This window comes from Flavobacterium indicum GPTSA100-9 = DSM 17447 (assembly GCF_000455605.1).
GTDB lineage: Bacteria > Bacteroidota > Bacteroidia > Flavobacteriales > Flavobacteriaceae > Flavobacterium > Flavobacterium indicum.
Map to the genome: position 1 here is coordinate 820355 of NC_017025.1, position 17791 is coordinate 838145.

Annotated in this window: 18 protein-coding genes and 1 tRNA gene; 10 read left to right on the forward strand and 9 right to left on the reverse strand. The window is 31.4% G+C overall.

Annotated elements, in window-relative coordinates; all coding sequences use genetic code 11:
- Positions 1-2 precede the first annotated feature (2 nt).
- Positions 3-599, reverse strand: a complete 597-nt coding sequence (locus KQS_RS03600) for an HAD-IA family hydrolase (RefSeq protein ID WP_014387853.1) — start codon at positions 597-599, stop codon at positions 3-5.
- Positions 596-1636 (reverse strand): bifunctional diaminohydroxyphosphoribosylaminopyrimidine deaminase/5-amino-6-(5-phosphoribosylamino)uracil reductase RibD, encoded by a 1041-nt coding sequence (gene ribD / locus KQS_RS03605; protein ID WP_014387854.1) that lies wholly within the window; start codon positions 1634-1636, stop codon positions 596-598. Before ribD ends, KQS_RS03600 begins: the two co-directional genes overlap by 4 nt.
- Positions 1637-1673: 37 nt before the next feature.
- Between ribD and KQS_RS03610 the strand changes: the two genes are divergently transcribed.
- Positions 1674-2156 carry a GNAT family N-acetyltransferase gene (locus KQS_RS03610; protein WP_014387855.1) on the forward strand — a complete coding sequence of 161 codons (483 nt, stop codon included), beginning with the start codon at positions 1674-1676 and terminating at the stop codon, positions 2154-2156.
- A 2-nt stretch (positions 2157-2158) separates the two neighbouring features.
- On the forward strand, positions 2159-3073 hold the full coding sequence (gene prmC, locus KQS_RS03615) for a peptide chain release factor N(5)-glutamine methyltransferase (RefSeq protein ID WP_014387856.1): 915 nt from the start codon (positions 2159-2161) through the stop codon (positions 3071-3073).
- Positions 3074-3132: 59 nt separating this feature from the next.
- Here prmC and KQS_RS03620 read toward each other — a convergent pair whose 3' ends face one another.
- Positions 3133-4374 carry an ABC transporter permease gene (locus KQS_RS03620; protein WP_014387857.1) on the reverse strand — a complete coding sequence of 414 codons (1242 nt, stop codon included), beginning with the start codon at positions 4372-4374 and terminating at the stop codon, positions 3133-3135.
- Positions 4375-4637: 263 nt separating this feature from the next.
- Here KQS_RS03620 and hisS point away from each other — a divergent pair, with 263 nt between their 5' ends.
- From hisS to KQS_RS03650, 6 genes are all read left to right on the forward strand, one after another.
- Positions 4638-6008 carry a histidine--tRNA ligase gene (gene hisS / locus KQS_RS03625; protein ID WP_014387858.1) on the forward strand — a complete coding sequence of 457 codons (1371 nt, stop codon included), beginning with the start codon at positions 4638-4640 and terminating at the stop codon, positions 6006-6008.
- A 63-nt stretch (positions 6009-6071) separates the two neighbouring features.
- The gene (locus KQS_RS03630; protein WP_014387859.1) at positions 6072-7430 is read left to right on the forward strand and encodes an MATE family efflux transporter; all 1359 of its coding nucleotides are present in this window, start codon (positions 6072-6074) and stop codon (positions 7428-7430) included.
- A 44-nt stretch (positions 7431-7474) separates the two neighbouring features.
- Positions 7475-7702 carry a hypothetical protein gene (locus tag KQS_RS03635; RefSeq protein ID WP_014387860.1) on the forward strand — a complete coding sequence of 76 codons (228 nt, stop codon included), beginning with the start codon at positions 7475-7477 and terminating at the stop codon, positions 7700-7702.
- Between the two features lie 14 nt (positions 7703-7716).
- Positions 7717-9195 (forward strand): hypothetical protein, encoded by a 1479-nt coding sequence (locus tag KQS_RS03640; RefSeq protein ID WP_014387861.1) that lies wholly within the window; start codon positions 7717-7719, stop codon positions 9193-9195.
- On the forward strand, positions 9188-9838 hold the full coding sequence (locus KQS_RS03645) for an ATP-binding cassette domain-containing protein (protein WP_014387862.1): 651 nt from the start codon (positions 9188-9190) through the stop codon (positions 9836-9838). Before KQS_RS03640 ends, KQS_RS03645 begins: the two co-directional genes overlap by 8 nt.
- Before the next feature lie 30 nt (positions 9839-9868).
- Positions 9869-11026 (forward strand): FtsX-like permease family protein, encoded by a 1158-nt coding sequence (locus KQS_RS03650; RefSeq protein ID WP_014387863.1) that lies wholly within the window; start codon positions 9869-9871, stop codon positions 11024-11026.
- Between the two features lie 41 nt (positions 11027-11067).
- On the opposite strand, the gene KQS_RS03655 is transcribed toward KQS_RS03650, so the two are convergent.
- The 5 genes from KQS_RS03655 to KQS_RS03675 all read right to left on the reverse strand — a co-directional run bounded on the left by KQS_RS03655 (position 11068) and on the right by KQS_RS03675 (position 15429).
- Positions 11068-12138, reverse strand: coding sequence for a serine hydrolase domain-containing protein (locus KQS_RS03655; protein WP_014387864.1), 1071 nt, complete (start codon positions 12136-12138; stop codon positions 11068-11070).
- A 57-nt stretch (positions 12139-12195) separates the two neighbouring features.
- Positions 12196-12969 (reverse strand): nucleoside triphosphate pyrophosphohydrolase, encoded by a 774-nt coding sequence (gene mazG / locus KQS_RS03660; protein WP_014387865.1) that lies wholly within the window; start codon positions 12967-12969, stop codon positions 12196-12198.
- Between the two features lie 92 nt (positions 12970-13061).
- The gene (locus tag KQS_RS03665) at positions 13062-13676 is read right to left on the reverse strand and encodes an outer membrane protein (RefSeq protein ID WP_014387866.1); all 615 of its coding nucleotides are present in this window, start codon (positions 13674-13676) and stop codon (positions 13062-13064) included.
- A 325-nt stretch (positions 13677-14001) separates the two neighbouring features.
- Positions 14002-14076, reverse strand: a tRNA-Val gene (locus KQS_RS03670).
- A gap of 138 nt (positions 14077-14214) precedes the next feature.
- Positions 14215-15429, reverse strand: a complete 1215-nt coding sequence (locus tag KQS_RS03675; RefSeq protein ID WP_014387867.1) for a bifunctional folylpolyglutamate synthase/dihydrofolate synthase — start codon at positions 15427-15429, stop codon at positions 14215-14217.
- Positions 15430-15554: 125 nt separating this feature from the next.
- Between KQS_RS03675 and KQS_RS03680 the strand changes: the two genes are divergently transcribed.
- Positions 15555-16271, forward strand: a complete 717-nt coding sequence (locus tag KQS_RS03680; protein ID WP_014387868.1) for a MotA/TolQ/ExbB proton channel family protein — start codon at positions 15555-15557, stop codon at positions 16269-16271.
- Entirely contained in the window at positions 16261-16656 is a 396-nt protein-coding gene (locus KQS_RS03685) for an ExbD/TolR family protein (protein ID WP_014387869.1), read from the forward strand. Before KQS_RS03680 ends, KQS_RS03685 begins: the two co-directional genes overlap by 11 nt.
- 97 nt (positions 16657-16753) lie before the next feature.
- Here the strand turns inward: KQS_RS03685 and ygiD are convergent, their stop codons facing one another.
- A complete protein-coding gene (ygiD, locus tag KQS_RS03690; RefSeq protein WP_041252199.1) occupies positions 16754-17584 on the reverse strand; it encodes a 4,5-DOPA-extradiol-dioxygenase in 831 nt (276 codons plus the stop codon).
- Positions 17585-17791 lie beyond the last annotated feature (207 nt).

Consider the following 17791-nt stretch of genomic DNA (forward strand, 5'->3'; position numbering starts at 1 on the left):
AATTAGATTTTATTAAACAAATCTGTTACTTCTTCTTTTCCTACTTGTAAATGCCAAGTATTTAATTCGAGTTTTTTCGCAGCTTCAATATTGTCTAATTTATCATCAACAAAAAGTGTTTTTTTAGGTATTAGGTTATGATTGTTAATTACAAATTTAAAAGCATTTTCATCAGGTTTTCTGAAGCCAAATTCAAAAGAAAAATATACTTTTTCAAAACAACTATAAAATTCTCTTGCAAAAGACATACCCACTTTATGCTCAAATTTTTCAATATGGGTAGCATCAGTATTACTTAATAGAAATAATTTGTATTTTGAAGAGAGCATTTGTAGAAATTCCAATCTTTTTAAAGGAAAATCTAATAATATGGCATTCCAAGCTGCTCTAATGTCAAGTAAATCAGCGTTTGGTATGTGTTTTTGGATACCTTGTAGGAATGTTAATTCATCAATTTTGCCTGTTTCGTATTTAAGGTTTAATTGTTGTAACTCTTCATTCCATTCTTTTAATCCTAATTTTTGTAATTCTAATTGTGTAGCCTGGTGATCTAAATTGATGAAAATATCCCCGAAATCAAAAATAATTGTTTCAATCATACTTGTTTGTAGATTTTTAATTGGTCACTACCGATAAAAAATTCTTCTTTGCTTTTAAAGAAGAACTCAGGTGCTTTGATGCCATTACCTAAATTAATGTCACCAATAAAAATTCGAGCTTCATCCCATAATCCTTCATTGATAAAGGCTTGAAGCGTTTTGGCACCACCTTCAACAATTACAGATTGGATGTTATAACTGTGTAATTTTTTGAGTGTTTCGGTAATTTGGGATTTATCAAAGATACTATTTTCATAAATACAATTTTCAGAATTGTTATTTTTTTTGCATTCTGTAAATAAAATTGTTGGCTGTTTGTGGTTTTTAATGAAAAAAGTATCGGGTATTTTGTTAAATTTATCAAAAGTTATTCTAGTAGGATTATTGCCTTTCCAATCTCTAGCATCTAAACTTGGATTATCGTCCAGTACAGTTTGTGTACCCACTAAAATGCCTTGTTCTTCAGTTCTCCATTTATGTACTAATTGTCTTGAATAAACATTTGTTATCCAAACGGGCTCTTTTTTGTTTTTAGTTAATGGTGCAATACAACCATCTTTGCTTTCTGCCCATTTTAAAATGATGTACGGACGTTTTTTAGTATGAAAGGTGAAAAAACGTTTGTTTAATTCTTGACATTCTTTTTCTAATATACCTACGAGTACATTTTTGCCTGATGCTTTTAATCGTTGTATGCCGCTTCCTGAAACTTCTGAAAATGGATCTACCGTGCCAACTACAACATTAGGAATTTCTTTTTCAATGATTAAGTCACAACAAGGTGGCGTTTTTCCGAAATGACTACAGGGCTCTAAACTGACATAAATGGTCGCTTCTTTTAATAAAGATTTGTCTTTTACCGAAGCTATGGCATTTACTTCCGCATGAGGTGCTCCTGCTTTTCTGTGCCAACCTTCTCCAATTATTTTATTGTTATGTACAATAACACTGCCTACTAATGGATTTGGATAAGTGGTTCCCAAACCATTCTTAGCTAATTGAATGCAACGATTCATGTAAATTTCATGTGTATTCATCTAGCAAAATTAGTACTTTTACACTTTATTTTTGCAAATGGATTACACAATACGAAGAATAGAAGAAAAAGATAATGCTAAAATGGCTCAAATTATACGTGCTATTTTTCACGAATTAGATGCTCCTAAGGAAGGAACGGCTTACGCTGATCCTATATTAGATTGTTTGTCAGATGTATATATTGGTGCTAATGAAGTTTATTATGTGGTTGAAGTAGCAGGTGAAGTTTTGGGCGGTTCGGGTATTGCACCTTTGGCGGGTAATGATGCTAATATTTGTGAGTTACAAAAAATGTATTTTGCTCCAGAATTAAGAGGAAAAGGTATTGCACAAGTTTTAATTGAAAAATGTTTGTCTTTTGCAAAGGAGGCTGGCTTTGATCAATGTTATCTTGAAACTCTTCCGTTTATGACAGCAGCTCAAAAATTATACAAAAAAGTCGGCTTTCAATATACAGATGCTCCTTTGGGATGTACTGGTCATGGAAGTTGCGATGTGTTTATGATTAAAGAATTGTAATAATGACAATTAGCAATTTAAAATCTCATTTTTTTACTGAATTAAAAGGAATTCATGAAGAATCAGAAATTGATTCCTTTTTTCTAATTCTTATAGACTATTTACATCAATTGAAACGAATCGATCTTTCATTACGTCCTGATTTTGAGGTTTCTGCGGAAGATTTGGTTAAATGGGAGTCTGTAATTTTAGAATTAAAGAAAGAAAAACCCATTCAATATATTACCGGTGAAGCTTGGTTTTATGGTCTGCGATTTGAAGTGAATGAACATACTTTAATTCCGCGTCCAGAGACAGAAGAATTAGTGGAATGGATTATTGAAAGTCGAAAGTCAAAAGTCGAAAGTCAAAAGTCAAAAGTCGAAAGTCAAAAGTTAAATGAAGAAAGTCAAAATTGGAATATTTTAGACATAGGAACCGGTTCTGGCTGTATACCGATTGCCTTAAAACATGAAATTCCAACGGCAACTGTTTATACTATGGATGTTTCTGAAAAAGCGATTGAAATAGCCCAAAAAAATGCATTAGATAATGAAGTACAAGTAAATTTCATTCATCGCGATATTTTGAAATCTTCAAATCTTCAAATTAAAGAATCTTCAAATCTTCTTTTCGATGTCATTGTTTCTAATCCGCCTTATGTTCGAAATTTAGAAAAAGTTGAAATAAAGAACAATGTGTTGGAATACGAACCACATTTGGCTTTATTTGTAGATGATAACGATGCTTTGTTATTTTATCGAAAAATTGCCCAATTAGCCCAAAAAAGCCTTTCTCCAGATGGATATTTATTTTTTGAGATTAATCAATATTTGGGAAAAGAGACGATTGAATTATTAGAAAATCTGGGTTTTAAAAACATTCAATTACGTAAAGATTTTATGGGTAATGACCGCATGATTCGTTGTGGTTTGTGAAAAGTAAAAAGTAAAAAGTAAAAAGTAAAAAGTAATTTTGACTAATCACTAACCACTAACTACTCATACCTCAATGCTTCCACAGGATCTAGTTTTGAAGCTTTTATAGCAGGATATAAGCCTGAAAAAATGGTTACCACTAAAGTAGTTATGAAAGCGGCTGTCATGGCCATCCATGGAATGGTAAATTCAAATCCAATAGCTATAGCAATTCCAGATCCGAGTAATATTCCAAGAATAATTCCTAGAATTCCACCTAGTTGACTAATAACAAATGTTTCGGTGAAAAATTGCCAAGCAATGGTACTTCTTGTAGCGCCTAATGATTTTCTTATACCAATTTCTCTTGTTCGCTCGGAAACAGAAACTAACATAATGTTCATTAAGGCAATAGAAGATCCAAAAATAGTGATGATACCAATAACCCAAGCTGCAATACTCAAAGTTTTGGTATTATCCATAATACGCTGAATTAAATCGTCACTTCGTTTTATACCAAAATTATCCTCTTCTATCGGATTTAATTTTCGAACTCTACGCATGGTTAACGTAGCTTGATCAACTGCCTGGTTTAAAAGGGCTTCATTATTTACTTTTATATCAATATCATAATTAATGTTGGGTGCAGAAAAAATAGATCGTGCAATCTGAGCCGGAATCATAATCCGTAAATCCTGATTGTTACCAAAGGTGGCGCCTTTTTCTTTCAATAAACCTATAACTTTAAATTTTGCGCCTCTAATTGAAAGTGTTTTATCAATAGGGTTTACACCATCAAACAAACCTTTTTCAAAGTTAGAACCTACCACACAAACATAATTGTTATTGTCTACATCAAATGAATTTAAATTTCTTCCTTTTGAAAGTTCCAGTCCTTTGTTAGGAATATAATTTTCATCAATTCCTAAAACAGAAATTTCAGGGTCCGTTTTTTTGTTTTCATACTTTACTTCTGCATTAGCTACAGCATTAAATGAAACAGATGTAGTGGTGAAAGGAAAATCGAATTTTTTTTGAAATTCTTTAGCTTGTGGATAACTTATAATTGGATTGATTTTGTCTTGTGCATCATTGCGATTAATTTGCGAAGAAAAATCATATTGACTAATCGAAAAAGTATTAGACCCCATCGACGCAAAGTTCTTTAATAAAGTGTTGTCCAATGCAGAAACTACGGTTAAAATACCCACTAAGGCCATAATACCAATCGCAATAATAATAACCGTTAATACTGTTCTTAAAATTTGAGTGCGAATTGAACTTAATGCAATTCTTGTATTTTCTTTAAATAATCCAATCATGACCAATTGGTAGTAAAAACTATTTTTTTGTTACACTTTAAGAGTTTTATTTAGAAGTAAGAAAATAAAAACTAGAAAGGCAAATTTCTCTTTTAGTTCATTTTAGTAATTCTTATTGAATTTGAAAATTGCTGTTGTAATTGCTATTGTAATTGCTATTGTAATTGATGTTGTAATTGATATTGCTATTGTTATTTAAAAATAAGATATTTGCAATTCAAAAAAATGATAATTGGCTCATTGCCTTATTGACACATTAAACTATGGCTCAAAAACCAAGTATACCAAAAGGGACACGTGATTTTTCGTCAACAGAAGTTGCGAAAAGAAATTATATTTTTTCTATTATAAAATCGAATTTTGAAAAATTTGGTTTTCAACCTATTGAAACACCCACCTTTGAAAATTCAGAAACGTTAATGGGAAAATATGGAGAAGAAGGAGATCGTTTAATTTTTAAAATTTTAAATTCTGGAGAATATTTGGAAAAAGTAGAAGACCAAATTTTAGCAGATAAAAACACCAAAAAATTAACACCTAAAATCTCTGAAAAAGCCTTGCGATATGATTTAACAGTGCCTTTTGCTCGGTATGTGGTGCAACATCAAAACGAGTTAGAATTTCCTTTTAAGCGGTATCAAATTCAGCCTGTTTGGCGTGCTGATCGTCCGCAAAAGGGTCGTTTCAGAGAATTTTATCAATGTGATGCGGATGTGGTAGGAAGTAATTCACTTTGGCAAGAAGTGGAATTGGTTCAGTTGTATGATACGGTATTTTCACAATTAGGATTAAAAGGGGTAACTATTAAAATTAACAATCGTAAAATTTTATCTGGAATCGCTGAAGTAATTGGCGCTTCAGATAAGTTAATTGATTTTACAGTTGCCTTAGATAAATTAGATAAAATTGGTGAAGACGGCGTAAAGAAAGAAATGCTTGAAAAAGGTATTTCAGAAACGGCTATTGAAAAAGTACAACCCTTATTTAATTTTACAGGTACCATTGCTGAAAAAATAGAAAAACTTGGTGCTTTACTTAAAACTTCGGAGGAAGGAACAAAAGGAGTAGAGGAATTGCAATTTATTTGTAATGCCATTGATACGTTAGGCTTGCAATCGGCTCATTTTGATTTAGATGTTACCCTAGCTCGTGGATTAAATTATTACACGGGTGCAATATTTGAAGTAGCTGCTCCTGCAGGTGTGGCTATGGGTTCCATTGGTGGCGGTGGAAGATACGACGATTTAACGGGTATTTTTGGTTTGAAAAATATGAGTGGCGTGGGAATTTCCTTTGGATTGGATCGTATTTATTTAGTTCTTGAGGAATTAGGTTTGTTTCCTGAAACGGTGACTACCAAGCCACAAGCGTTATTTATAAACTTTGGAGACCATGAAGCGTTATATGCTATGCAAGCTATGGCACAATTAAGATCAGCTGGTGTTCGAGTGGAATTATTCCCTGATAAAGCTAAATTGGATAAACAATTTAAATATGCAGAAAAAAAAGGTATTCCATTTGTTATTTTTGTAGGTGCTGAAGAAATTGCAAATCGCACGTTTAAATTGAAAAACAATCATACAAGAGAAGAACAAATCGTACATTTGGCAGCGTTAACAGCGGCTTTACAATAATTGAAAAAAATAATAATCAACACATAGGCTGATTATTTCGGTCTATGTGTTTTTTTATAGCTTATGAATAAGTATTTTAAAGAATTTCGATACAATTTTAAATTGGCACTTCCAGTAATTGCTGGAATGGTTGGACATACTTTAGTGAGTGTAGTTGATAATATTATTGTAGGGCAATTAGGTTCTACTGAATTAGCTGCTGTTTCATTAGGTAATAGTTTTATTTTTATAGGTATGTCGTTTGGAATTGGATTCTCAACAGCTATTACACCAATAATTGCAGAATATGATTCACAAAAAGATATTGAAAAAGGAAGAACTGCTTTTCAGAATGGATTAATTTTATGTACTATTTTAGGTTTTGCATTATTCTTTTTGTTGTTTTTTGCTAAACCTTTGTTGAACTTCATGAATCAACCCGCAGCTGTGGTAAAATTAGCCCGACCTTTTTTAGATATTGTTGGCTTTTCATTGGTGCCCTTGGTAGTTTTTCAAGCCTATAAACAATTTGCAGATGGAATGAGTGAAACAAAGTATTCTATGTATGCTACTATCATTGGAAATATCATTAATGTGGTGTTAAATATTGTCTTAGTTTTTGGTTTATTCGGTTTTCCAAAATTAGGAATTGTTGGTTCAGCTATCGGAACATTAATTGCACGTATATTCATGGTGCTGTACATGCATTATATTTTAAGTAAGAAAGAAAAATTTAAACCCTTTTTCAACCTATTTGGTTGGCAATCCTTTGAAAAAAGAATGTCTAATAAAATAATAGCGTTAGGAATTCCTTCTTCCATGCAAATGTTTTTTGAAGTTGCATTATTCACAGGGGCTATTTGGTTGTCGGGAATGATAGGTACAACCAGTCAGGCAGCCAATCAAATTGCACTCAGTTTGGCTTCATTAACATTTATGTTTGCCATGGGATTAAGTGTAACCGCTATGGTTCGAGTGGCTAATCAAAAAGGATTGGAAGATTATCCCAAATTAAATGTTGTAGCACATTCTATATTCTTAATGGCTATACTTATCGAGATTGTTTTCGCAGTTGTTTTTATGTTGTTTAATGAATTTTTACCTAAACAATTTGTAAATGTAGAGGTCGCCCATCAAGTAAAAGACACAGCTGAAGTAGTCGCTATTGCTTCAAAATTATTATTAATTGCTGCGTTTTTTCAGTTGTTTGATGGTATGCAAGTGGTTGTTTTAGGTGCATTAAGAGGTATGCAAGATGTGAAAATTCCAGCTGTGATTACTTTTATTGCTTATTGGGTTGTTGGATTTCCAGTTTCAATCTATTTGGGATTGTACACCGAATTAAAAGCGGTAGGAATTTGGATTGGTTTATTAGCAGGTTTGGCTGCTGCAGCAATTTTACTATATTTACGCTTTAAATATTTATTGAGAAAAAGATTATAATGCATTTAATAACAAGCAATTTTTAATTTACTAACAAAATTTTTATGGAATTACCAAAATTTTTAATCGGTGATAATACCGACTTTCCAGATGATATTTTTATTATCCACTTGGATTATCCTCGTTTTTTAATCAATTTAAAAGATGATTCAGTAGAGTTTTTAGAAGAGTTTGAAGAAGAAGACGAAAGAGAAATTGAATCAGAAATGGAGCATTTAATTACATTGGCAGGTGAATTTTATGATCGCGAAATGGAACGTTATGTTGAATAATTAATTATATATAAATGAAAAAATCTATTTACAAATTATTAGCACTATTGGTTTCGTTTTTATTTATTTCATGTAATAGTAATGGAAACGACGATTTATTAGATATTACAACAGATAATACACTTGCTGTAGTTAAACTTAATCTTGAAAATTTTGAAAAGAAATTTCCAATTGAAAAAATGCTTAAAGATTCTACTAGATTAAAATTTTCTGAAAAAGAAAAGGAGAAAGCAGAATTGTTATTAAATGCAGAGAAAAATGGAATTGATATTGATAAACCAGCCTACATAATTGTTGATTCAGATAAAAATAAACTGGTTTCTTCTTTTGTTTTATGGATTGCAGATAAAAATTTATTTCAAACTAATTTTTCTAAAATCGTAGATCGTAAAGTTAAAATTGATGGTAAAAGCTTCCTTTATGCAGGAGAAACGTTAATTGGAACAGTTAAAGACGATATGTTAGTCATGTCAACTACGATGGAAAACCCAATAAATTCCTCTTATGGGGTTTATAATCGAGCGCCAGAAAATGTTTCGGAAGCTTTTTATAAAGAGTTTTGGGATAGAAAAAAAACAGAAAATGAAGAGTTATTGAATCAAATTGATCAGTCGTTAAAAAAAGACATGGACTCAAGCGCTTGGTTTAATATACATGGTTTTGTCTCTTTAGCTTCAAAAGGTTATATTGAAACGCTGGCCATCAATAAGTTGTTACTTGGATCTGGTTTTGCTATGAATGTGAATTTTGAAGAAGGACAAATTGTAGCAAATTCTGAAACGTATTTTAATGATGAAATGAAAGAAATTGTTAAGAAATATTATAAAGATAAAAACATAAATTATGAAATTCTTAAATCTATAGATGTTGATAAAGCAAAATCGTTTATGATTGGTTATATCAGTTTGGATTTTGTGAAATATTTTATAAAAGAAGCTGGTTTTGAGGCAACTATAAATAATGTTTTAGCTTCTCGTGATATTTCTTTAGAAGAAATTGTAAATGGTTTCACAGGGGATTATGCGTTTGTTTCTTTTGGTGATGTGAAACAGCAAGTGTATGATGAATTCTTAGATTATACATATGAGAAAGTAACTCCAAATTTTGCTTTTGTATTAGGAAAAAATGGTGCAAAAGGAACTAAGATTGTGGATCAATTTAGAGGAGATTATTCTTTGAAAGATAATATTTTTTACACTAATAAAGATTTATTTGTTTTAGCAAACGATCCAAAATCTATTGAGTTATTGCAAAATAAGAAAACAGCTGAAAATAAAAAGTTGGATGAAAAATCGGGTATAACCTCTTATTCATGGACTAGTGGTGAAGAACTTAATTTGGCTATGTCAAAAGCGAATGCACCTAGCAAGGCTAAAATTGTAAGTGTTGTTTCTGAATCAAAAATGAACGATGGAAATGCCTCTGGACAAGTAATTATTTCTTTTGATAAAAAAGATAAAAATGCAATCAGTTATTTAATGGGATATGAATAGTATTACCATTCAAAATGTTTATCCCAAGTATTTTATTCCAAAAAACGATCGTTTAGCATCTCAAATTTGGAATCAAAATATAACTTTTCAAAAGGGCGATAGTTATTTAATTATCGCTCCTTCTGGAAGTGGAAAGTCAACATTGGCTAGTGCTATATTGGGAAATCATTTTCAATATGAAGGAGCTATTTTATACGATGCTGTTTCAATAAAATCATTGTCAATTGAACAATTAGTCGCACATAGAAAAAACGGCGTTCAATTGCTTTTTCAAGATGTTAGATTAATTCCAGAATTAACTTTAAAAGAAAATATCTTATTAAGAATATTTGATAAAAATGAAGCGCAATATCTTGATTTAATTAACGATTATTCAAATAAACTTGGTATAACTCAATTGTTGGATAAGAAGGCAATGAATTGTTCCTATGGCGAAAGACAACGTGCAGCAATCGTAAGAAGTTTAATAAATCCAGCAAATTTTCTACTTTTTGATGAATGTTTTAGTCATTTAGATGTTGAAAATAAAAGGAATGCTTTTAATCTAATTCAATCTGTAGCCCAAGAACAGGGTAAAGCAATTGTTTTTTTTGAATTGAATGAATTCTCCTTTCAACATAGTTGTAAAACAATGCACTTGTAATTATATAAGTTGTTATAATCTAAATTGTTTATGAAAAAAAGTGTAGTAAAATCACTCTTCTTATACCTTGGTTTATTCTTATCATTTGTTTTAATGTTAAGTTGTATCCAATTGTATTTTAATGCTAATGATTTGCTTGGTAAGAAAAATAGTGATTCTAATTATTGGTTAACCTTATCAAAAACAATTACTCCTGATAATATTGGTAGAAAAGAATTGTTAGGTTTTAATAAAGAGAATATTCAAGAAATTGAAAAGTGGAATGGCGTAAAAAAGGTGTATCCTATACTTTCTAATGATTTTAAAGTTTCGGCAGACGGTGGAAGTTTTATTCCGTTTTATACGGATATGTATTTGGAAGCCATTGATAATGATGCGATTGATGTGCAAGATTTATCAGAATTTAAAGTGCAAGAAAATACTATTCCTATCATAATTTCTAGGGAATATTTAAATCTTTACAACTATGGTTTTGCACTAAATCAAGGTTTGCCACAAATAACAGAAGAATTTGCTAAGAAAATAGAAGTAAATATCAATCTAACATTAAAAGAAAAGAATTTAAAGTACAAAGGAAGGTTGGTAGGACTTTCTGATAGGATTCATTCTGTTTTAGTGCCAAAGTCTTTTTTAGATTCATTAAATAATACACAGAGAAAAACTGCGGAACAAGCTGCCGTTTTTTCCAGAATCTTAGTTAAAGTTAACGATGCTTCAGATCAAGATTTAATTTCAAAAATGAATGAAAAGGGATATGAATCTAATCAAGAATCATTGCGTTCAGCTAAAATAAAAGGGAAATTATTTTTAGTATTAAAAGCAATTGCTTGTATCGGACTTTTTATTTTTCTTTTGTGTATTTTTATGATTATTAATAGCATCAAAATACAGTTTTTAGAGCAAAAAGACGAGGTTTCCATAAAGTATTCTTTAGGATATTCTCCTAAAAAAATGGTCAATCAAATCAGTAGAAAATTTAGTATTTCTATTGCTATTACCATTGTAATTTGTCTATTGCTGTTGTCTGTACTACAATATTATTTTGCTCAGGCTGCAATTGCTAATAATATGCTTTCTTCTACTATTGCAGTTGAATTATGGTCGGCAATAGTTATAATACCTCTTGCAGTTTATTTTATTGTAAATTCATTGATTTATAATTGGCTGCTTAAATCTTGGAAATTTTAAAACAAAAAAGGCTTTACCACACACAGTAAAGCCTTTTTTGTTTAATTGATAACTAAATTTATTTTTCCCCATAAATCATTATCAAAACCAGACATCGCCCAATTCGATGTGTCTGCCGCATCGCCCATACGAATTATAACTAATTTTTTACTTGGTACCACATATATTTTTTGGTCATTTTTCCCTAAAGCACAATACATATCGGCTGGAGCATTAGGAATAAGACTGCCGTTAAATGTTAATTGCGTTTGAGGCATATGATAAGTACTTTCACCATTGATCCACCATAAATAGCCATATGCTAAATTGATGTTTTGCGAAGTATGCGTGGCTGAGTTGAAATAAGTAGGATTTATAATTTGATTTCCGTCCCATTTTCCATTAGCTAATGCTAATAGTCCAAAACGCGCCATACTTCTTGTAGTACTCCAGTACACGCTTAAATCGCCGTCTTGAATCCATGTTCCTGTCATACCAATTTTATCTCTTAGTTTGGTGTTAAAATAAGCACTCCAGGTTTGTCCAGCAGCATTAGCAACCACATCTTGTAATTTTACATACACATTATGATACGCCCATCTTGTACCAGCATCTGCAACATATTGTAAATTTGCTGGAGCTACATTGTCGCCCAACGAATCATCTAAGCCAGAAGTCATTGTTAATAAATGCTTGCAGGTTATAAGATTTTCTTTTGCTAAAGGAGCAGAAGTCCAACCCGTTCCTAAGTAATCCGAAACTTTATTATTAATGTTAATTAAACCTTCTTGTTCTGCTATTCCAGTTACCGTAGAAGTTAGAGTTTTACCAGCACTTGCCCAATACCAAGGTGAAGTAGCGGTATGGGTGCCAAAATATTTTTCAAGTACAATTTTACCATTGTGAAGCACCATAAAACTTCTGCTGTTTTTTAGTTCTAAATAATCGTATAATTGTTGAATATTAGCTGTATTCCAATTTAAACTTTCAGGAGTTTTTGTTTCCCAAGTAGTTGAACCAATTGGTGGAAAATACATTGCTTCTTCAGTAACGTTATTTTCACTTGAATCATCATTGCTGCAACATAAAAATAGCGCAGAAGTACAAAAAAGTAGTAGATTTTTTATTTTCATAAGTATCGTTTTTCTGTATTAGACGAAAATAATGGATAATGGTTTAATTGATTGCTGTTATATTTTTTTGGCTTCTTCCCAAAATACATCCATTTCAGCTAATGTCATTTCGCTTAACGGTTTTCCTATTTCAGTAGCTTTGCTTTCTAAATATTGAAATCTTTTAATGAATTTTTTATTCGTGCGTTCTAACGCATCTTCGGGATTAATTTTTAGAAAACGTGCATAATTAATCATTGAGAATAAAACATCTCCAAATTCAGCTTCAATTTTATCCTGATTTTGATTTAAAACTTCAACTTGTAATTCATTTAATTCCTCTTGTACTTTTTCCCAAACTTGATGTGGTTCTTCCCAATCAAATCCTACGCCTTTAACTTTATCTTGTATGCGACTTGCTTTAACTAGTGCCGGTAAACTTCTAGGAACACCTTCTAAAACTGATTTTTTTCCTTCTTTGAGTTTTAACTTCTCCCAATTTTGTTTGACTTGTTCCTCGTTTTCAACCACCACATCTCCATAAATATGTGGGTGTCGATTAATTAGTTTATCGCAAATACTATGGGCAACATCAGCAATGTCAAAGTCATTAGTTTCACTTCCAATTTTAGCGTAGAAAACAATGTGTAAAAGTAAATCGCCTAGTTCTTTCTTAACTTCTACTAAATCATGATCTAAAATAGCATCGCCTAATTCATAAGTTTCTTCTATGGTTAGATGACGTAAGCTTTCTAAGGTTTGTTTTTTATCCCATGGGCATTTTTCTCGTAAATCGTCCATGATGTCTAAAAGTCTGCTGAAAGCGGCAAGCTGTTCTTCTCTTGTGTGCATGGTTAAGCATATTGATTAAACAAATGTACTTAATTAATAAGCAAAAAAAAACCCTGCAAGTGCAGGGTTTTGATTTATTAAAATTCTTTTAATTAGAATTTGTAGTTTACACCGAAAGTAACTGCTCTCCAGTCACCACCGAATGCAAAAGTATTCGTTTTATCAGCACCATTTCCTCCGTTATCGTTAGAAGTGTAACCTAAAACAGCTACACCAGCCTCGATAGAGAAATTAGATGATACGAAGTAGTTTAAACCAGCGCTTAAACCTAAACCAATTTCTTTAGTTTTGAAAGTGTCAGGATAAACAGTACCTGAATTAGCATCAAATTCAGAATCTAAAGTGTTGTAATCAAATCCTAACTGTGCAAATAATGAAAATTGATTTGCTGGTGTAAAATAGTAACGACCAAAAGCTCCTAAAGCTAAACCTGAGTTAGTAGCATCAGCAACTCCGTTGTCATATTTTAAAGATGAATAACCAACAGAAGCACCAACAGCAATGTTTTCACTTACAAAGTAACCTACTTTTGGAGCGATTTCGAAAGCATTAGCTTTGAAATCTCCTGTTTTTGAAGAACCTAAAGTTAAAGCACCAGAAACGAATGCATCACCTTTTGAAAAACCATTTCCAGCTGGTTTTTCTTCTTGAGCGTTAGCAAAAGTAAAAGCTACTAAAGCTACAGCAGATAATAAAACTTTTTTCATACTTAATTTAATTTTTAAAGTTATGGAGCAAAGATATATCGTTTTTTTAATATAAAATACAAAAAAAATGAAGTTGTTAACATTTTTTTTAACAGTAAAAGCATAACTCTATTGATTTTCAAAATGTTAGAAAAGTGTTGTTTTTACTGTTATTTTGTGAAAATTAACATTTTTAAGCTCAAGAGTTATTAACAAAGTATTAAATACTCCTTTTGGCTTTGTGTTTATAAAATAAGAGCGATTTCTTGTGTAAAGGTTGTTGGGAAATTTAACAAGGAAATGTTTAGGCAAAAAAAAACACTTCATTTGAAGTGTTTAAATTTTGTGGGCGATAAGGGATTCGAACCCCTGACCCCCTCGGTGTAAACGAGGTGCTCTGAACCAGCTGAGCTAATCGCCCTTGTTTGTAATAGTGTTTGTTTCATTATTACGAGTGCAAATATACAGCGGTTTTTCATATTTGCAAGCATTATTTTTAAAAAAATGTAAATTAATTTTTAAGTTGCTCGTAGTCAGAAAAATAAAATTTAATTTTTTTTTAAATTAGTTCCGCTACTACAAATGTACTTCCTCCTATATAGATAATATCTTCTTTTGATGCTGTTTTTAGTGCTGCATTTTTAGCTTTCAATACTGAAGAATACGCTTTTCCAATTAAATTGTATTTTAAAGCTTCTTTTTGAAGAACTTTTTCGTCTAAGCCTCGTTGTACTTTTGGCTTGCAAAAATAATAGGTGGCATTTTTAGGGAATAAAGGGAGTATACTCTCTAAATCTTTATCATTTACTACACCTAAAACGATATGTAAATGTGATGGGGCTTCTCTTTCTAATTGCTGTAATACTATTTTTAAGCCATGACTGTTATGGGCAGTGTCACAAATGATTTTTGGATTTGTTTGTAAAATTTGCCATCGGCCTTTTAAACCTGTATTAGTTACTACATTTTTTATTCCATTTTTAATATGTTCATTCGTGATATGGAAATGTTTTTTTGCAATTTCACAGGTGGCTACAACGGTTTTTTTATTTTTTATTTGGTAGTCACCTTTTAGTTCCGAAGGGTAATCTGGTATGTTTTTATCTTGTGCAAAAACGATTTCACTAGAACATTTTTTTGCTTTTTCAATAAACACCATTTTAGTCTCTTTAGTGTATTCACCTATCACTACTGGAATATTTGGTTTAATTATCCCTGCTTTTTCACTCGCAATTGCATCTAAGGTAGAGCCCAAAAATTGCATGTGATCAAATCCAATGTTGGTGATTACGGATACTAAAGGAGTAATGATATTGGTAGAATCTAATCTTCCACCCATTCCTACTTCTATTAGTGCAATATCAACTTTCTTTTCTGCAAAATATTGAAAAGCTAATCCAACCGTCATTTCAAAAAAACTTAAATGATGACTCTCAAAAAAACTTTTGTTCTGAAGTACAAATTTTTGAACATATGCTTTGCTAATTGGTCTGCCATTTATGGTAATTCGTTCTCTGAAATCTTTTAGGTGTGGAGAGGTGTATAGTCCAACTTTATAACGGGCTTCCATAAATACAGATGCCAACATGCTTGAAGTAGAGCCTTTGCCATTTGTTCCCGCGACATGTATGGATTTAAATTGGGTTTCGGGATTGCTTAAATAATTGGTTAAAGCGATGGTATTGGTTAAATCTTTTTTATAAGCAGTAGCCCCTACATTTTGAAACATAGGTAACTGATTATAAAGCCAATTTAAGGTTTCTGTATAGGTCATAAAAGAGTAAATGTTTAATTTTATAGGAATACAATATAATAATTTAATAAAATTTTAGTTTTACTATTTATAGAAAAATGTATCTTTAGTGCAAATTTGAATATAAATATTAACTTATTCGTTTTATGATTGGATTTTTTTTACAAGCCACAGTTGATACTTTAGCGAATGCGGCAAATCAGGTTGCCAATGCAGCAGAAACAGCCAAACAAAATACTGAAATTTCTGTTTTAGAATTTATTTTTAAAGGGGGATTCTTTATTATCCCAATTGCAATTTTATTGTTTTATACTATTTATGTTATTGTAGAACGTACTATGTATATTAGTAAAACGACTAAAACTGATAATTTTTTATTGAAAGAAGTGCGTACCCATTTAAATAATGGTAATATAGAATTAGCTTTAGGGGCTGCCGAACGATTGGATAATGCCAATGCAAGAGTAGTAAGAGAAGGTATTATGACTATTGGTCGTCCTATATCTGAAATTGAATCGAATATGGAGCGCCAAGCGCAAATTGAACTAGGCGAAATGGAAAAACGTTTAGGGCATTTAGGTTTAATTGCAGGTATGGCGCCTACTTTAGGTTTCGTAGGAACAATTGGTGGGGTAATTAAAATTTTCTATAGTATTTCGATCACGGAAAATATTAGTATTGGTAATATTTCTGGTGGATTATATGAAAAAATGATTTCGTCAGGTGCTGGACTTATCGTGGGACTTTTTGCTTATGCCGGTTACCATTTATTAAATGGGAAAATTGATCATTTTATGTTAAATGTTCAAAAGCAAGTGTTAGAATTTGTAAATATTATTCAAAGACCGAACCATGGCAATTAAAAGAAATAAACGTTTTCATGCAGAAGTTCATGCGTCCTCAATGAGTGACATCATGTTCTTTTTGTTGTTGTTCTTTTTGATTATTTCCACGTTGGCAAATCCAAATGTGATTAAAATGACGTTGCCAAAATCGAAAGTAAATGAGAAAACGAATAAACAACATGTGAGTATTTCGGTAACGGAAGAAAAACAATACTTTATTGATAAACAACCTGTCGCTTTTGAAGAATTAGAAAAAGAATTACTGGCAAAAGTAGGCAATGATAAAGAACAAACCGTTGTGGTTCGAATTCCGTTTAATTTGCAAGTACAAGATTTGGTTGATGTTTTACAAATAGGTGTAAAGAACAACATGAAATTTGTAATTGCAACGAATCCGAAATAATAGAGCTTTTTTGTCTTTCTGAACTTGTTTCAGATTCCTTTAATTCGGAATCAATTGTTATTGAGATTCTGAAATAAATTCAGAATGACAAAAGAATTTACCCAATCTTAACCGAAGTCATACTCAACGAACCGGCTACAAACTTATCATTAAACAACTGTAATTCTTCATTGTTGTTTTTCAAACCTAAAGCATATAGTAAAGGTAAATAATGATCGGGTGTGGGTATGGCTAAATTCCATGCTGTACTGTGGTTTTGATAGTTAATCAACGATTTAAAATCCCCTTCTAACATATACTTATTAAAATCAGTATGGGCTTCTTTGGCCCAATCGTAGCCGTGATTGTCTTTGTTGAAATTAGCCCAATCTACCATTCGTAAATTATGAATAATATTACCGCTACCTATAATTAAAATGCCTTTGTTTCGTAACGCTTGTAGTTTTTGAGCCAATTCAAAATGTTTTTCTGGAGCTAAACTGTAATCAATACTCATTTGGATTACTGGAATATTCGCTTCTGGATACAAATGTTTAATTACACTCCAAGCACCATGATCTAGTCCCCAATCGTGATTTAATTCTACTTCTGTAGGCAGTAAAAGTTCTTTAGTGAATTGAGCCAATTCAGGTGAACCTTTAGCTGGATATTGAACTTCGAAAAGCTCTTTTGGAAATCCACCAAAATCATGAATCGTTTGCGGTAGCTCCATAGCGGTTACTTTCGTTCCTTTGGTGTACCAATGTGCAGAAATACATAAAATAGCTGTTGGAGTAGGGATGGTTTTGGCAATGGTTCTAAATCCTGCCACAAACTCATTTTCTTCAATGGCATTCATAGGGCTTCCGTGTCCTAAAAACAAGACAGGCATTTTTTCTGTATTGGGTAATTGATCTTTATAGTTGTAAAGTTGATTTAAATTTTTCATAGCATAAAAAAGTGGTGCTAAACCTAAAATTCCTAAAAATTGTTTTCTGTTCATTTTTATCAATTTTTAATTGATATTTGTATATACAAATGTATGAATTGTTTTTTAGAAATCTGTTAAATAGTATTAAATTTTTAGTGTACTCATTTTTTTGTTATTAAAATGTGTCTGATAAGAAAAGAATTTCATTTTGTAATGTGCTAGCTA

What these genes read in the sequence shown, in the direction of transcription:
- KQS_RS03680 (WP_014387868.1), top strand. Translation starts at nt 15,555, where the DNA reads ATGATTGGATTTTTTTTACAAGCCACAGTTGATACTTTAGCGAATGCG.
- KQS_RS03675 (WP_014387867.1), bottom strand. Translation starts at nt 15,429, where the DNA reads ATGACCTATACAGAAACCTTAAATTGGCTTTATAATCAGTTACCTATG.
- KQS_RS03635 (WP_014387860.1), top strand. Translation starts at nt 7,475, where the DNA reads ATGGAATTACCAAAATTTTTAATCGGTGATAATACCGACTTTCCAGAT.
- KQS_RS03620 (WP_014387857.1), bottom strand. Translation starts at nt 4,374, where the DNA reads ATGATTGGATTATTTAAAGAAAATACAAGAATTGCATTAAGTTCAATT.
- hisS (WP_014387858.1), top strand. Translation starts at nt 4,638, where the DNA reads ATGGCTCAAAAACCAAGTATACCAAAAGGGACACGTGATTTTTCGTCA.
- ygiD (WP_041252199.1), bottom strand. Translation starts at nt 17,584, where the DNA reads ATGAAAAATTTAAATCAACTTTACAACTATAAAGATCAATTACCCAAT.
- KQS_RS03610 (WP_014387855.1), top strand. Translation starts at nt 1,674, where the DNA reads ATGGATTACACAATACGAAGAATAGAAGAAAAAGATAATGCTAAAATG.
- KQS_RS03655 (WP_014387864.1), bottom strand. Translation starts at nt 12,138, where the DNA reads ATGAAAATAAAAAATCTACTACTTTTTTGTACTTCTGCGCTATTTTTA.
- KQS_RS03645 (WP_014387862.1), top strand. Translation starts at nt 9,188, where the DNA reads ATGAATAGTATTACCATTCAAAATGTTTATCCCAAGTATTTTATTCCA.
- KQS_RS03630 (WP_014387859.1), top strand. Translation starts at nt 6,072, where the DNA reads ATGAATAAGTATTTTAAAGAATTTCGATACAATTTTAAATTGGCACTT.
- KQS_RS03665 (WP_014387866.1), bottom strand. Translation starts at nt 13,676, where the DNA reads ATGAAAAAAGTTTTATTATCTGCTGTAGCTTTAGTAGCTTTTACTTTT.
- KQS_RS03650 (WP_014387863.1), top strand. Translation starts at nt 9,869, where the DNA reads ATGAAAAAAAGTGTAGTAAAATCACTCTTCTTATACCTTGGTTTATTC.
- KQS_RS03640 (WP_014387861.1), top strand. Translation starts at nt 7,717, where the DNA reads ATGAAAAAATCTATTTACAAATTATTAGCACTATTGGTTTCGTTTTTA.
- ribD (WP_014387854.1), bottom strand. Translation starts at nt 1,636, where the DNA reads ATGAATACACATGAAATTTACATGAATCGTTGCATTCAATTAGCTAAG.
- mazG (WP_014387865.1), bottom strand. Translation starts at nt 12,969, where the DNA reads ATGCACACAAGAGAAGAACAGCTTGCCGCTTTCAGCAGACTTTTAGAC.
- KQS_RS03685 (WP_014387869.1), top strand. Translation starts at nt 16,261, where the DNA reads ATGGCAATTAAAAGAAATAAACGTTTTCATGCAGAAGTTCATGCGTCC.
- KQS_RS03600 (WP_014387853.1), bottom strand. Translation starts at nt 599, where the DNA reads ATGATTGAAACAATTATTTTTGATTTCGGGGATATTTTCATCAATTTA.
- prmC (WP_014387856.1), top strand. Translation starts at nt 2,159, where the DNA reads ATGACAATTAGCAATTTAAAATCTCATTTTTTTACTGAATTAAAAGGA.